Origin of the sequence: Saccharomonospora amisosensis (assembly GCF_011761185.1) — a bacterium.
In the GTDB taxonomy this organism is placed as follows: domain Bacteria; phylum Actinomycetota; class Actinomycetes; order Mycobacteriales; family Pseudonocardiaceae; genus Saccharomonospora_A; species Saccharomonospora_A amisosensis.
In genome coordinates this window covers 78495-92974 of the sequence record NZ_JAAOYM010000002.1, presented here as the reverse complement: position 1 = coordinate 92974, position 14480 = coordinate 78495, and the positions used below count along the sequence as shown (strand labels likewise).

Genomic DNA, 14480 nt, shown 5'->3' with positions numbered 1-14480 from the left:
GGGACTTCGGCCCGACGGTGCGGCCGGATGGGTGACGTCCGGCCGAACGGTCGCTTTCGAAGCGTGTGGGTGTTCGACCGCGGTCACTTCACCAACACCTCCCTGGCGTGGCGAGTCATCAGTGCCTCGACCTCGCGGTACGGCACGAGGTAGGACTGGAAGTCGCAGGCCATCGCGTGCCCGAAGGCCGGGGCGTAGACCAGGAACTCCACACCACCGGCCGTGAAGCCGGTCTGTACCGCAGGATCACCGCCTCCGGCCGTGTACGGCTCCGTCAGGAACAGCGGCGACATCGGTGCCTGCTGTTCCGGTGAGCCGGGGCAGTAGGAGCCGCCCGCGTGCGCCAGGACGCGCTGTTCGAGCAGCCCCGCCGCCGCGGCGTCGCTCGCCGCGTCGGCGAACACCTCAGGAGCGTTGAGCGGCCCACCGGTCGTGAGATCCACCGTGACCAGCCGAAAGCCGTAACCTCCCCGGTTGCCGAACTGCGGGGAGGCGATCATGCGGCTGTATCGCACGGAGATCACCCGCTCGTCCTGGCGCAGGATCTCCACCCGCGTGGTCGCCTCGGGAACCCCGCCACCCGGGTCAGGGCCGAGCAGCCCGGAGCGGGCGTGCTCGATCCAGTCGTCGAGCGGAGCCATCAGAAGTTCGTTGGCCCTGCGTTGGATCTCCTGGTCGGGATGACCGCTGATCCGCACGTACTGACCGCTGAACGTGAAGTCGCCGAAGTCCTCCTCCCTCTCACGCACCGACGCCTGTAGCGCGACCTGCTCCACGGAGGGCTGCCCGGTCGCCGGCGGCGTCCCCGTGTCCTGGTTGATGATCACCACCACCGTGGCCGTAGCGGCCACCACCGCGGCGGCCACCACCGACGTGGCGATCTTGGCTCCGGCCGCGGCCGCGATGCCCTTGCCCGCTCCCGCCACCGCGGCCCCGGTGGCGGGCGTCACCGCCGAACTCGCCGCGAGCATCGCCAGCGGGGACGCGGCGAGCAGCACGCCCGCCCGCGCGGCCAGCGAACCTTTGCCACACCGTTCCCAGTCCTCGCCGTAGGCCGATCTGGCGGCGGCCTCCAACTCGGCGACGAACAGGTCGGCGGTAGCGGGGCGCTGCCGCGCGTCCTTGGCCATGCCCCTGCTGATCAGCCCGCGCACCGCCTCCGGAGCCGCATAGGAGGGCACCGGCGCCTGCTGGTGCAGTGAGCGCAACCACTCTGTGTCGGTGGACTCGTACGGCCGCCTTCCGGTGACACACTCGAAGAACACGCAGGTGGCGGCGTAGACGTCGGTGGCGGGGCCCACCGCGAGTCCGCTCCACTGCTCGGGAGCCATGTAGGCCGGGGTGCCGACCGGCGCGCCTGCCTGACCCGCGAGCACGGCGATCCCGAAGTCCACCAGCTTGCTCTGGCCGTCGGGTGAGACCAGCACGTTCGGTGGCTTGTAGTCGCGGTGCACGATGCCCTCGGCGTGCGCGGCGGCGAGTCCCAGCAGCGAGCCCTTCAGTACGGCGAGCGCCGACTCGGGCCGCAACACGCCCGCGGCGGACAGCACCGCACGAAGGCTCACCCCCGCCACCGCCTCCATGACGATGGCGGCGCCCTGGCCGGTCTCGTCGAACTGGTACAGCCGCGCGACGTGCGGGCTGCTCACCCTGCTCAACACCTGCGCCTCCGCGCGGAACTCCGCGAGTTTGGCCGGGTCTGCGAGGTGGCGTGGGTACAGGTACTTGATCGCCACGTACTCACCGGTGACGTCCCGCCGCGCCAGCACGACCCGGCCGAACCCGCCCTCGCCGAGCAGCGCGGTCTCGGTGAAACCCGGCAACGACCACTCACTCATGCGACTGTGAGGTGACCACTGCCGCAGCGGTTCCCTCAACGGCCGGGCTAGGGTTACGGGCCGGTAGTACCGATTGCTGCAAGGAGCACGATGCGCTCGCCGAAGGACTTCTTCGCACCCCTGGCCGTGGGTGCGCCACAACCGCCGAGGCAGATCCCGGCGCTGCCGTCGAGGATGATCCACTTCTTCGATCCCAGCAACGAGAAGATGGCGACGAAGGTGCCGGACCTGGCGAAGAAGGTCGACGTCCTGCTCGGAAACCTCGAGGACGCCGTCAAGGCCGACCGCAAGGAGGCGGCCAGGGCAGGGCTGGTGCGCATCGCCAAGGAGAACGACTTCGGCGGCACCCAGCTGTGGACCCGAATCAACAGCCTCGACTCGCCATGGGTGCTGGACGACCTCATCACTCTCGTCACCGAGATCGGCGACAAGCTCGACGTCATCATGGTGCCGAAGGTGGAGGGTGCGGCCGACATCCACTACGTCGACCGGCTGCTCGCCCAGTTGGAGGCGCGGGCCGGATTACGCCGGCCGCTGCTGGTTCACGCGATCCTGGAGACCGCGAGCGGCGTCGCGAACGTCGAGGAGATCGCGGGCGCGAGCCCTCGGATGCAGGGCATCTCGCTGGGACCCGCCGACCTCGCCGCGAGCCGCAGGATGAAGACCACCAGGGTCGGCGGCGGGCATCCCGGTTACCTGGTTCGCACCGACCCGGTGGGCGACGACTTGCACGCCGGTCGCACGACCTACCAGCAGGACCTGTGGCACTACACCGTGGCGCGCATGGTGGACGCCTGCGTGTTGAACGGAATCCTGCCCTACTACGGACCGTTCGGCGACATCCGGGATGTGGTGGCCTGCGAGGACCAGTTCCGCAACGCGTTCCTCCTCGGCTGTGTCGGCGCGTGGAGCCTGCACCCCGCGCAGATCGACATCGCCAAGAAGGTGTTCTCCCCCGCGCCCGACGACGTGGCATGGGCACGCAAGGTGATCGCCGCCATGGGCGACGGCACCGGCGCGGTGATGATCGACGGCAAGATGCAGGATGACGCGTCGGTGAAGCAGTGCAGGGTGGTGGCCGAACTGGCCGATGCCCTTGCCGAACGTGACCCTGAACTGGCGCAGGCGTACGACGCCGCCACCGAGGAGGCCCTCTCGTGAGACCCCGCCGCTCCGTTCTTTACCTGCCCGGCGCCAACGAGCGCGCGCTGGAGAAGGCCAAGGCGCTGCCCGCCGACGCGCTGATCCTCGACCTGGAGGACGCGGTCGCGCCGGAAGCCAAGGAGGAAGCCAGGGACCGGGTGTGTTCGGCCGCAGCCTCCGGCGACTACGGCTCGCGAGAGGTGACGATCCGAGTCAACGGGCTGGACACCGAGTGGCACGACGCCGACCTGCGGGCCGCTGCGCAGGCAGGTCCGGCGGCCGTGGTCGTGCCAAAGATCAACTCGGCCCGCGATGTGCAGAACATCGAGCGCGCTCTCGAACTCGGCGGCGCGCCCGAGCACACCACGATATGGGCGATGCTGGAAACACCCGTCGCGATGCTGCGGGCGGAGGAGATCGCCACGGCCAGCGACCGGCTGACCGTGCTGGTGATGGGCACCAACGACCTGGCGAAGGAACTGCACGCCGAGTTCGTGCCCGGCAGAGGCCCGCTGCTTGGCGGGTTGTCGCTGTGCCTGCTCGCGGCTCGCGCCGCGGGGAAGGTGATTCTGGACGGCGTCTACAACGACGTGCGTGACCCCGAGGGCTTCGAGGTCGAGTGCCTGCAGGGCAGGCGGTACGGCTTCGACGGCAAGACGCTGATCCACCCCGGGCAAATCGAGCCCTGCAACCGGGTTTTCGCGCCTTCGGAAGAGGAGATCGAGCAGGCTCGCGAGATCATCGACGCGTTCGAGCAGGCCCGCGCCAGGGGGCTCGGTGTGGTCACCGTCGGCGGCCGGATGATCGAGAACCTGCATGTCGAGAACGCCCGCCGCATCCTCTCCCTCGCCGAGGCCATCGAGAAGCAGGACTGAACCAACCAGGAAGGCCCCTGAAGCCGCGCGGCTTCAGGGGCCTTCTCATGGCCACTCGGCCGTCAGGCGTTCTTGCGGCGGCGCTGTAGCAGCAGCGCTGCCACACCCGCACCCACGAGTCCGACGCCGATCAGGATCGGTGTCAGCGCGGAGAAGCCGGTCTGCGCCAGGAAGTCCTCACTGGCCTGCGGCGAGACCGGGGCCTCGGTCGTCGGCGGGGCGGCCACCTGCGACGTCGTGCTCGGTGCCTCCGGCGTGGTGGTCTCGGGCGGCGACGTCGGCTGCGGTGCGGCCTGCCACTGCACGCCCGCGCCCGCCGTCAGCTTGGTGCGCTGCGAGGCGGCGACGATCAGCGATTGCGCAGGCTTGCGGTCGTAGTTCTCGCTCACAAAAAGCCTGCCGGTGTCGAGGTGGGCGCTGGCCTGGAGTTCGAAGGAACCTTCCCCGTCCTGCGCGTCGGCGGGCACGTCGACGTAGATCTCGGTGCCGTCGGCGATATCGCCGCCGTCGAGTTCGTTGCCCTCGGAGTCGGTCAGCGTCACGCCCTCCGGCAGCTCGCTGCTGAGGCCGGTGATGTCACCGGTCGTGGAGACGGTGAACGGCCCGAGCCGCTCGCCCGCGTTGCCCGCGATCTCCTCGGGAGTCAGTTCGAGGGCGGGGGCGGGCTGCTCGCCGATGCCGACGTTGGCCTCACCGGTGAGGTAGTCGTAGAGCGCGAGCACGTCCGCGTCGGCGTCGGCGTCGTCACCCTTCACCGGGTTGTCGCGGTCGAGGTTCTTGCCGTCGCTGTAGTGCCACACGGCGGCTTGGGTCGCCGCGATGGCTTCCTTCTGGTCCAGACCGTCATGGAGTTCGGCGCCCTGTTCGGTCAGCACCCCCGCGAGCGCGTCCAGGTCGCTGGCGGGGTAGCCGTGGTGCAGCACCCAGTTGATCTCGTTCCGGTTCTCGTGGAACGGCGAGTCCGGGTTGGGGAACTCGTCCCACGGCCGTTCCTGCATGGACCGCTTGGGATCAATGGGCACATCGATCTCCACGCAGTAGGACCGCAACGAGTTGCCGCCGTCCAGATCCAGTTTGAACAGCACCGTTTTCATGCCCGCGTAGCCATGGCCAAGGTTGACCCGGTGGCCCTGCGTGCCGTTGTTGTTGTCGATCCTGCCCTGCGCCTCGTCGGCCGCGGCGGGGACACCGCCGAGCAGGGCGGCGATCGACACACCGGCGACGACGGCGCCGAATCTGGCAGCCCCCTTGCTGCCCGTTCTGCCTCTTCTGCTGCGCATGAATCTCCTTAGCCCACATTCCAGGGAGCGCGGGACTATTTCGTTCCCCCGGCTCGAGTGAAGATCAGACTTCCCAGCGAGAGCGGAGCATACACAGAGCATCAAAGCAGTGTTAAGCGGCACTCATTTGAGTGAAAATTGTGGCCCCCAAGTTCACTGACTACAACGCACAGTCCAAATCGCGCCACAGATCTTCGGGGTCCTCGAGCCCCACACTCAACCGGAGTAGACCACCGGGCACATGCGCGTCACCGGCCCGCGCGGCTCTGCGTTCGATGGTGCTCTCCACACCGCCGAGGCTCGTGGCGTGCCGGATCAGCCGCAGCCCGGCACACAACCGGTCGGCCGACTCGGCATCGGCGACCTCGAAAGCCAGCATCGCGCCCGATCCCGGGTAGCGCACCACGGTCACCGCCGGGTGCTCGGAAAGCCGCCGAGCGAGCAGCGTGGCCGTCTGCGACGCTTCGGCATACCGCACCGCAAGGGTGCGCAGCCCGCGAAGCGCCAGCCAAGCCTCCAGCGCGCCAGGAGTGGCACCACCCCTGGTTCGCGCGTCGCGCAGGCCTGCGGCGAGGGTTTCGTCCGCCGTCACCGTGAGCCCGAGCAGGAGATCGCTGTGACCGCCGATGAACTTCGTCGCGCTGTGCACCACGATGTCGGCCCCCAACGCGAGTGGCTGCTGCCCGAGCGGTGTCGCGAACGTGTTGTCCACCACGATTTTGGGTGGCCGCTCCTGCGTGGCCGCGGCGTTCGCGACGGCGGTGATGTCCACAAGGCGCAGGCTGGGGTTGGTCGGTGACTCCAGCCACAGCAGGTCGGCTTCGGCAGAGGCGGCGATCCACGCACCGGTGTCCTCGGGTGCGATCCGCACGGTCCGCACGCGACCGGTGCGCTCACCGTGCTCGAGCACACCACGGGTGCCCGCGTAACTGTCGACGGGCACCGCGACGGTCACCGGCACGCTGAACTGGTCGAGCACCGCCGAAACCGTAGCGATGCCCGATGCGAACGCGGTGGCCGTTCCACCCTCCAGTTCGCCGATCGCCTCCTCGAGTGCGGCCCACGTCGCGGTGCCGTCCTCCCTCGAATAGCCCAGACCGAGGCTGCTTGCCGCGACGATGGGAACGTTCATCGGTTCCGTGTCACCGGCGGGTCGTCCGGCGACAACCGCCCGCGTTCGCGCCGACCACTGGCTTTCCAACGGACAATGCCTCCCGCCGTTACCTGATCCAAACCGCATGATTATGGGTGAAGCTCCGCTCGACCGGACAAGGGCGGTTCACGCAGGCAACGGATAGCGCGGCTGCAAGCCGCGGACTCTCGAACGTGCTGTCCACCTCACCAAATGGGTGTGGCCGAAACCCTGATATTGATCAGACGCAAGGGGTGCGATGCGCGGTGGACTCCGCCGGCAGGCCTGTCACCGCGAACCGACCCACGAAGGGTCGAGGCACTTTCGAGCTCAACGGCGTGCGGCACCATGAAAGGGAAGACCCGATCAGAGCTTGTGAGGATATACCTGCGTGATGAGGATCTGGTGGGCGAGGAGGGAGTTGAACCCTCACGTCCTTCCGGACACACGGACCTGAACCGTGCGCGTCTGCCATTCCGCCACTCGCCCGAGTAACCGCAGCAGCCAGATCAGCGTAGCAGGCGCCGGATGGCCGTTTCACCGGCCCCGGTGTTTCGAGCCCCGATCCCAGATACGATGCGTTCGGAAGGCCAACCAGGAGGGAGGAGGTCGCCCGGTGGGACGCGTACAGCGCTTCGATCGGCGCCTCGAGTCGCTCGTGGGTGACGCCTTCGCGCGGATATTCGGTGGCAACGTCGTCACTGCCGAGGTGGCGCATGAACTGGAGCGTGAGTGTGAGGACAACGTTCGTGAGCTCGCCGGCGGGCGCAGACTCGCGCCCAATCACTACATCGTGTCTCTGGGAGTCACCGATTACGACCGGATGGCCGAAGACGAGCAGCGGGTCACCCGAGTGCTCGCCGAAGCAGTCGCACAGCACCTCGCCGAGCACGGCTGGGACACCTATGGTGACGTCGTAGTTTCGCTCGAGCGCAACGAGGCGCTGCATACTGGAAAGTTCAGGACCCGCTCGACCGTCGACCCCGACGTCAAACAACACGGCGCCGGGGCTTCGGCACGGTCAGCACGACCCAGCGACGCAGGAGACCGACCAATGAGCCAGCCCGGCGGCTACGGCCAATACGACCAGGGTGATCCGTACGGCCAGCAGGGCCAGTACGGCTACGGACAGGGACAGCCCGGTTACGACCAGGGCTACGGCCAACCGCCGGCCCCCGGCTACGACCAGGGCTACGGCCAACCACCGGCCCCCGGCTACGACCAGGGCTACGGCCAACCACCGGCCCCCGGCTACGACCAGGGCTACGGCCAACCACCGGCCCCCGGCTACGACCAGGGCTACGGCCAACCACCGGCCCCCGGCTACGACCAGGGCTACGGCCAACCACCGGCCCCCGGCTACGACCAGGGCTACGGCCAACCACCGGCCCCCGGCTACGACCAGGGCTACGGCCAACCACCGGCCCCCGGCTACGACCAGGGCTACGGCCAACCACCCGCTCCCGGCTACGACCAGGGCTACGCGGCCCCGCCGAGCCCGCCCGGTGGTTACCCGGCACAGGCTCCGCCCCCCGGTGGCGACCCCTACGGACAGCAGGGATACGCGCCCCCTGGACCAGGTGGCGGCAGGCAACTGAACGCCATGTTGCAGCTCGACGACGGCTCCAACCGCACCTACGCGCTCAAGCAGGGCGGCAACGTCGTCGGCCGGGGTCAGGACGCCGACTTCCGCCTGCCGGACACCGGGGTGTCGCGACGTCACCTCGAGATCACCTGGGACGGCCAGAGCGCGACACTCGCCGACATCGGATCGACCAACGGCACCACTGTCAACGGCACGCCCGTGCAAACCTGGCAGCTCGCCGATGGTGATGTCATCAGGGTCGGACACTCCTCCCTGGTGTTCCGTACCCAGGGCTGAGGCGGCCTTTTCCCCCATCCCGCATGGCCCGCGCGGGTTCGTCCCGCATAATGGCGGCCATGCGGGGGTCCCGTGGGCCGCGAGTCGCTGGAACCAACCAGGAGAAGAGCACGGCGCCACGGGATGGGCGCGAAAAGGCGGGAGCTGACACAACAGGTGCCGGAGCTGGTCGTACAACTCACCAGAGCGGGGTTTCTGCTGCTGCTCTGGCTGTTCGTGTTCGCAGCGTTACGCGTGGTGCGCTCGGATCTCTATGCGGCATCCGGGCTGCGGGTCAATGTGCCGAGCTTTCGGCGCGGAAAGGAGAAGAGGCCGCGCGGTGGCAAGACGCCACGGCAACTGGTGGTTACCCACGGTGCGCTGGCCGGAACACGGATCGCCCTGGACGGCAGGCCGATCCTGATCGGGCGGGCGGACGACTCGACCCTTGTCCTCGACGACGACTACGCCTCGACCCGGCACGCCCGGCTTTCACTGCGAGGCAACGAGTGGTATGTGGAAGATTTGGGCTCGACGAACGGGACCTACCTGGACCGGGCTAAGGTCACTGCACCCCTCCGAGTTCCACTCGGCGTCCCCATCCGGATAGGCAAGACGGTGATCGAGCTTCGCCCATGACTCTCGTCCTTCGCTACGCGGCCCGCAGTGACCGTGGCCTGGTCCGTTCGAGCAACCAGGACTCGGTGTACGCCGGCCCGCGCCTGCTCGCACTCGCAGACGGCATGGGCGGCCACGCCGCCGGTGAGGTCGCCAGCAAGGTGGTCATCGCCTCGCTTGCCCCCCTCGACGACGACGAACCCGGCGACGACCTGGTCACGCAGTTGCGTGAGGCGGTACACCAGGGCAACCAGGCGATCTCCGAACTCGTCGCCAACGACCCGGACCTCGACGGAATGGGCACGACGCTCACCGCCGTGCTGTTCTCCGGGTCGAGACTCGGCCTCGTGCATGTCGGCGACTCACGTGCCTACCTGCTGCGCAACGGGCAGTTCTCCCAGATCACCCGTGACGACAGCTTCGTCAACGAACTGCTCGAGCAGGGCCGCATCACTGAGGACGAGGCCGCGACCCACCCGCAGCGGTCACTGTTGCTGAAGGCGCTCACCGGGCACGAAGTGGAGCCGAGCTTCACCGTGCGGGAGGCGCGCGCGGGCGACCGGTACCTGCTGTGCTCCGACGGGCTGTCGGGCATGGTCAGCAACGAGACTCTCGCCGAGGCCATGCGCATCCCTGACCCGCAGGAATGCGCCGACCGCATGATCGAACTGGCGCTCAAGGGCGGTGGCACGGACAACGTCACCGTGATCATCGCCGACGTCGTCGACGTGGACTTCGGCGAGGACGCGCCCATCGTCGGCGGCGCGGCAGGCGATGGCAGCGACGAAGGCCATCAGGGCGACTCACCCGCCGCGAGGGCGAGGGCTCTCACGGCGCCGCCGCCCCCACCGCAGCAACAGTCGGAGCAGGCCGAGCAGGCGCCGGACCCAAAAGCCAAGCGCCGTAAGCGGATTCGGCTACTCGTCGCCCTCGGGCTCGCGCTGATCCTGCTCGCGGCAGCCGTGATCGCCACCCGCTACTTCGTGCTGAGGCAGTACTACGTCGGCGTCGGCACGAACCAGGAAGTCGTCGTCTTCCAGGGCGTTCCCGGAAGCATCCTGGGCTTCGACCTGCACCGGGTTTCGGAGGGTTCCTGCCCGCCCGGTGCGTCGCTGTGCGAGCCGCTGCGGGTGCAGGACCTGCAACAGGACGCCCGCGTCGCGGTACGCAACGGGGTCAAGCGCGACGGGCTGTCGGAGTCACGCGACTATATCGACACTCTCCGTCGCAACAACATGCTCGAAATCTGCGACACCGACCAGCCGCAGGGCGGCGGCCTCGGCGGGATCGAGCAGGGCGGGTCGTCGCGGCAACCGACTGAGACGACAGCGGCGCAACAGCCGGAGGGCGGCCAGCGGCCGGGCGTGGACTGCCGCCCGGCGCCCAGCGCAGGCGGTAACTGATGGCTCAACCCGCAGCGATGTCGGGGGCGGCGGACGCGTACACAACCAACCCGCCACGTGAGTTGCCGACAAGGCGAGGCACCGAACTGGGGCTGCTCGCCTTCGCGGCGGTAATCGTCACCTCGGCGTTCATGCTCGTACAGGCCAACCAGGAACGTGAGCTGTCGTTCTCACTGATCTGGTACGGGCTGGCCTACCTGGCGATCTTCGCCGTCGCGCACCTCGCGGTGCGCCGCTGGGCGCCGTACGCCGACCCGTTGATCCTGCCGTGCGTGGCACTGCTCAACGGCCTGGGTCTGGTGATGATCTACCGTATCGACCTGGCGCGCGAGCAGAAGGCGCTCGCACTCAGTGAGGAAATCACTTCCAACGCGCCGCGGCAGGTGCTGTTCACCGTGCTCGCCCTCGCGCTGTTCCTCGGTGTGCTGTTGATCGTCTCGGATCACCGAACGCTGACCCGTTACGCATACACGTTCGGCCTGATCGGCATCGCGGCGCTGGCGTTGCCCGCCCTGCTGCCCAGTTCGCTTTCCGAGGTCAACGGCGCGAAGGTGTGGCTGAAGCTGCCGGGCTTCTCCATCCAGCCCGGCGAGTTCGCCAAGATCCTGTTGATGATCTTCTTCGCCTCGTTCCTCGTGGCGAAGCGAGACCTGTTCATGACGGCGGGCAAGCGCGTCATGAATGTGGAACTGCCACGAGCCCGCGACCTCGGCCCGATCATCATCGCGGCCGTTGTGTGCCTTGGCATCCTCGTGTTCGAGAAGGACCTCGGCACCGCACTGCTGTTCTTCGGCATCGTGCTGATGATGCTCTACGTCGCCACCGAGCGCGTGATCTGGGTGGTCGTGGGGCTGAGCATGTTCCTCGTCGGCGCGCTGATCGCATACCAGCTCTTCACACACGTGCAGCAGCGCGTCGCGAACTGGATCGACCCGCTGGCCACGTACAACGACGCGGGCGGCGGGTACCAGATCGCGCAGGGGCTCTTCGGCCTCGGCACGGGTGGGGTGTTCGGTACCGGTCTGGGCTCCGGCAGGCCGGAGACCGTCCCGGAGGCCAGCACGGACTTCATCTCCGCCGCACTCGGTGAGGAACTCGGGTTCGTCGGCCTCGGCGCGATCCTGATGATCTACCTCCTGCTGGCGATGCGTGGGATGCGCAGCGCGCTCGCGGTACGCGACACCTTCGGCAAGCTCCTCGGCGGCGGGTTGTCCTTCACGATCATCATGCAGGTGTTCGTGATCGTCGGCGGTGTCACCAAGTTGATCCCCATGACCGGCATCACCACGCCGTTCCTTTCCGCCGGTGGTTCCTCACTACTGGCCAACTACGTGCTGATCGCGCTGCTGCTGCGGATCTCCGACGCGGCGCGTCGGCCGCAACAGCCCGCACGGCCACGGCCACAGTCGCAGGCTCCGCTTGCGGAGGCCCACACCGTGATGGTGCAGCGTCCACCGGCTCAAGGTCAGCCAGGCGCCGTGGGTGAAGGGGGTAGGCAGCAGTGAACACGCCGCTGCGCAAGGTCGGCATCACGATGCTCGTCATGGTGACGCTGTTGCTGGCCAACGCCACCTACCTCCAGGTCGTCCGCGCTGACGACTACCGCAGCGACGGACGCAACGCTCGGGTGCTGCTCGACGAGTACTCCCGCGAGCGCGGCAAGATCGTGTCCGAGGAAGCAGGCCAGGTGCTCGCGGGCGTGGAGCCGACGGACGACACCTTGCAGTTCCGACGCACCTACAGCAACGGTCCGCTGTACGCGCCGGTCACCGGCTACTACTCGGTGCTCTACGGCGCGGGCGGGCTCGAGCGAGCCCAGGACGAGTTCCTCAACGGCTCCGATCCAAGGCTGTTCGTACGCAGGCTCTCCGACATGATCACCGGAAGGGATCCCCGCGGCGGCAACGTGCGACTGACCGTGAAGCCCTCGGTTCAGGAAGCGGCGTACCAGGCGATGGTCGCCAACGGCTACACCGGCGCTGTTGTCGCGCTCGACCCGAAGACGGGCGACATCCTCGGCATGGTCTCGACCCCCTCCTACGACCCCAACAAGCTGGCCTCGCACGACGCGGAGAAGCAGCAGAAGGCGTGGGAGGCGTTCAACAACGACCCGGCGAATCCGATGCTGAACCGGGCCGTCCGTGAGACCTACCCTCCCGGCTCCACGTTCAAGATCGTGACGACGGCGGCCGCGCTCGAGAACGGCGCCACGGCCGACACCGAGGTGACCACAGCCTCGAACGTAACACTGCCGGGCACCAGCACGACCCTTGAGAACTTCGCGGGCAACACCTGCCCCGGTAACACGCTCGCCGACGCGCTGGCCTACTCGTGCAACACCGCCTACGCCGAGATCGCGGGTCAACTCGGCAAGGAAAAGCTGGAGGAGACCGCGGCCAACTTCGGTATCGGCCTTTCCGACCTGCAGATTCCGATGAACGTCGTGCCGTCGGGGCTCGGCGAGTTGGAGAGCCAGGCCGCGCTGTACCAAAGCGGGATCGGGCAACGCGATGTCCGGCTCACCCCGCTGCAGGACGCGTTGCTGTCGGCCACGGTCGCCAACGGCGGCGTCGCGATGAAACCCCAGTTGGTGAAGGCGCTGCTGGCGCCGGATCTGTCCACCATCGAGGAGTTCAGCCCGGAGGAGCTCACCGGCGAGCCCGCGCTGTCGGCGGAGAACGCGGCGGTGTTGCGGGACATGATGATCGCTTCGGAGGCCAACACCAGCGGTGGTGGCAAGGACTCCTCGTTGAAGATCGCCTCGAAGACCGGGACCGCCGAGCACGGCTCCGATCCGAAGGCGACGCCGCCGCACGCCTGGTACACCGCCTTCGCTCCCTACGACGACCCCAAGGTGGCCATCGCCGTGATCGTCGAGTCCGGTGGTAACCGGGGGCTGGCCGCCACCGGCGGCACCGTGGCCGCCGAGATCGGCAGGGCCACGATCGCCGCCGCACTCGGAGCCGGGTGAGGCGATGCTGTCGTCCGGACAACTGATCGCGGAGCGGTATCGCCTCTCCGGACGCATCGCGGTCGGCGGAATGGGGGAGGTCTGGGAAGCCAGCGACACGCGGCTCGATCGGACCGTGGCGGTGAAGGTCCTCAAGGCCGAGTTGTCCGGCGACGCGGAGTTCCTGCATCGCTTCCGCACCGAGGCGCGCACAACGGCCTCGCTCAACCACCACGGCATCGCGGCGGTGCACGACTACGGCGAGACCCAGGCCGGTGAGCACTCGATCGCGTTCCTGGTGATGGAACTGGTGGCGGGCGAGCCGCTGGCAGCGATCCTTGCTCGCGAGCGGCGGCTGTCGGCCGACCGCACGCTCGACATTCTTGAGCAGGCGGGGCGGGCGCTACAGGCCGCGCACGAGCGGGGCCTGGTGCATCGCGACGTCAAGCCGGGAAACATCCTGGTCACGGCGACGGGCACGGTCAAGCTGACCGACTTCGGTATCGCCAAGGCCGCCGACGCGGCACCGGTCACCCGGTCGGGCATGGTCATGGGCACCGCCCACTACATCGCCCCCGAGCAGGCACTCGGGCACGACGCCGAGCCCGCCAGTGACGTGTACTCACTCGCCGTGTGTGGCTACGAGTGCCTGGCTGGCCACCGGCCGTTCCTTTCGGAGAACGCCGTCAGTGTCGCGATGATGCACATCAGGGACATCGCGCCGCCGCTGCCGCCCGACGTTCCACCAGGGGCGCGAGCTGTGATCGAAGCTACAATGATCAAGGACCCTAGGCAGCGCTATGCCAGCGGCGGCGAGTTCGCCGGCGCCGTTGCCGCCGTGAGGGCGGGCCACCCATTACCACCTCCGTCCGGTTTGGTCAGCGCCGGATACGTGGCACTACCTGTGAATCCGCTCACACCAACGAGTGGTCCTGTCCCGGCCAGCGCCATGACACCGGTCGGTCCCAGCTCTCACCCGTCGATGCGGCCGGTAGGACCCCCTTCCGCACCCACCGCGACACCCCTCACAGTGACGGGTCAACGCCGCCGGTTTTCGGGAGCGTGGATACTTCTCGGGCTGGCGTTCGTGCTTTTGGTCGCGCTCGTGACCGTGCTGCTGACAGTGGTGCTGCGTACCGGCGGTGACGGTCGCACACCCGGTGGCGAGGGCGGCTCGACCGGCGTCGAGGACAACTGGTCGAACAATGGTGGGCGTTCACCCGATGAAGACGGCGGACAAGGCATGATGGGCACACTTCCTATGGAGAACCGCAGGTGAGATCCGATAGTGGACGTGCACCGCGTACACGCACCGACCGAAGGCCCCGTGACCCCGGACTCCGGTCACCGGTTCGCGCTGCGTGGAAGCGACCTGCCTCG

Annotated in this window: 11 protein-coding genes and 1 tRNA gene; 8 read left to right on the top strand and 4 right to left on the bottom strand. The window is 68.2% G+C overall.

Features of this window, described 5'->3' with window-relative positions:
- Positions 1–83: 83 nt before the first annotated feature.
- Complete coding sequence (locus tag FHU38_RS23810; RefSeq protein ID WP_167176610.1) at positions 84–1838, bottom strand: serine/threonine-protein kinase; 1755 nt, start codon at positions 1836–1838, stop codon at positions 84–86.
- A gap of 90 nt (positions 1839–1928) precedes the next feature.
- On the opposite strand from FHU38_RS23810, the gene FHU38_RS23805 reads away from it, so the two are divergent.
- The gene (locus FHU38_RS23805; RefSeq protein ID WP_167176608.1) at positions 1929–2999 is read left to right on the top strand and encodes an HpcH/HpaI aldolase/citrate lyase family protein; all 1071 of its coding nucleotides are present in this window, start codon (positions 1929–1931) and stop codon (positions 2997–2999) included.
- The gene (locus FHU38_RS23800) at positions 2996–3856 is read left to right on the top strand and encodes an HpcH/HpaI aldolase/citrate lyase family protein (protein ID WP_167176607.1); all 861 of its coding nucleotides are present in this window, start codon (positions 2996–2998) and stop codon (positions 3854–3856) included. Before FHU38_RS23805 ends, FHU38_RS23800 begins: the two co-directional genes overlap by 4 nt.
- 62 nt (positions 3857–3918) lie before the next feature.
- Here FHU38_RS23800 and FHU38_RS23795 read toward each other — a convergent pair whose 3' ends face one another.
- The 3 genes from FHU38_RS23795 to FHU38_RS23785 all read right to left on the bottom strand — a co-directional run bounded on the left by FHU38_RS23795 (position 3919) and on the right by FHU38_RS23785 (position 6757).
- Positions 3919–5136 carry a Cys-Gln thioester bond-forming surface protein gene (locus FHU38_RS23795; protein WP_167176605.1) on the bottom strand — a complete coding sequence of 406 codons (1218 nt, stop codon included), beginning with the start codon at positions 5134–5136 and terminating at the stop codon, positions 3919–3921.
- 160 nt (positions 5137–5296) lie between these two features.
- Positions 5297–6376 (bottom strand): trans-sulfuration enzyme family protein, encoded by a 1080-nt coding sequence (locus FHU38_RS23790; RefSeq protein WP_167176603.1) that lies wholly within the window; start codon positions 6374–6376, stop codon positions 5297–5299.
- 295 nt (positions 6377–6671) lie between these two features.
- Positions 6672–6757 (bottom strand) — tRNA-Leu (locus FHU38_RS23785).
- Positions 6758–6884: 127 nt separating this feature from the next.
- Between FHU38_RS23785 and FHU38_RS23780 the strand changes: the two genes are divergently transcribed.
- From FHU38_RS23780 to FHU38_RS23755, 6 genes are all read left to right on the top strand, one after another.
- Positions 6885–8150 carry an FhaA domain-containing protein gene (locus FHU38_RS23780; RefSeq protein WP_167176601.1) on the top strand — a complete coding sequence of 422 codons (1266 nt, stop codon included), beginning with the start codon at positions 6885–6887 and terminating at the stop codon, positions 8148–8150.
- A 156-nt stretch (positions 8151–8306) separates the two neighbouring features.
- Positions 8307–8768 (top strand): FHA domain-containing protein FhaB/FipA, encoded by a 462-nt coding sequence (locus tag FHU38_RS23775; RefSeq protein ID WP_040925493.1) that lies wholly within the window; start codon positions 8307–8309, stop codon positions 8766–8768.
- Entirely contained in the window at positions 8765–10150 is a 1386-nt protein-coding gene (locus tag FHU38_RS23770) for a PP2C family protein-serine/threonine phosphatase (protein WP_167176599.1), read from the top strand. The genes FHU38_RS23775 and FHU38_RS23770 overlap by 4 nt, the downstream gene beginning before the upstream one ends.
- Positions 10150–11655 carry an FtsW/RodA/SpoVE family cell cycle protein gene (locus tag FHU38_RS23765; protein ID WP_167176597.1) on the top strand — a complete coding sequence of 502 codons (1506 nt, stop codon included), beginning with the start codon at positions 10150–10152 and terminating at the stop codon, positions 11653–11655. The genes FHU38_RS23770 and FHU38_RS23765 overlap by 1 nt, the downstream gene beginning before the upstream one ends.
- Positions 11652–13121, top strand: a complete 1470-nt coding sequence (locus FHU38_RS23760; protein WP_167176595.1) for a peptidoglycan D,D-transpeptidase FtsI family protein — start codon at positions 11652–11654, stop codon at positions 13119–13121. The genes FHU38_RS23765 and FHU38_RS23760 overlap by 4 nt, the downstream gene beginning before the upstream one ends.
- A gap of 4 nt (positions 13122–13125) precedes the next feature.
- Positions 13126–14379 (top strand): serine/threonine-protein kinase, encoded by a 1254-nt coding sequence (locus FHU38_RS23755; protein ID WP_167176593.1) that lies wholly within the window; start codon positions 13126–13128, stop codon positions 14377–14379.
- Positions 14380–14480: the final 101 nt, after the last annotated feature.

Bases quoted from the DNA above. Each gene is read 5' to 3' on its own strand.
- FHU38_RS23765 (WP_167176597.1), top strand. From the start codon at position 10,150: ATGGCTCAACCCGCAGCGATGTCGGGGGCGGCGGACGCGTACACAACC.
- FHU38_RS23770 (WP_167176599.1), top strand. From the start codon at position 8,765: ATGACTCTCGTCCTTCGCTACGCGGCCCGCAGTGACCGTGGCCTGGTC.
- FHU38_RS23805 (WP_167176608.1), top strand. From the start codon at position 1,929: ATGCGCTCGCCGAAGGACTTCTTCGCACCCCTGGCCGTGGGTGCGCCA.
- FHU38_RS23795 (WP_167176605.1), bottom strand. From the start codon at position 5,136: ATGCGCAGCAGAAGAGGCAGAACGGGCAGCAAGGGGGCTGCCAGATTC.
- FHU38_RS23755 (WP_167176593.1), top strand. From the start codon at position 13,126: ATGCTGTCGTCCGGACAACTGATCGCGGAGCGGTATCGCCTCTCCGGA.
- FHU38_RS23810 (WP_167176610.1), bottom strand. From the start codon at position 1,838: ATGAGTGAGTGGTCGTTGCCGGGTTTCACCGAGACCGCGCTGCTCGGC.
- FHU38_RS23790 (WP_167176603.1), bottom strand. From the start codon at position 6,376: ATGCGGTTTGGATCAGGTAACGGCGGGAGGCATTGTCCGTTGGAAAGC.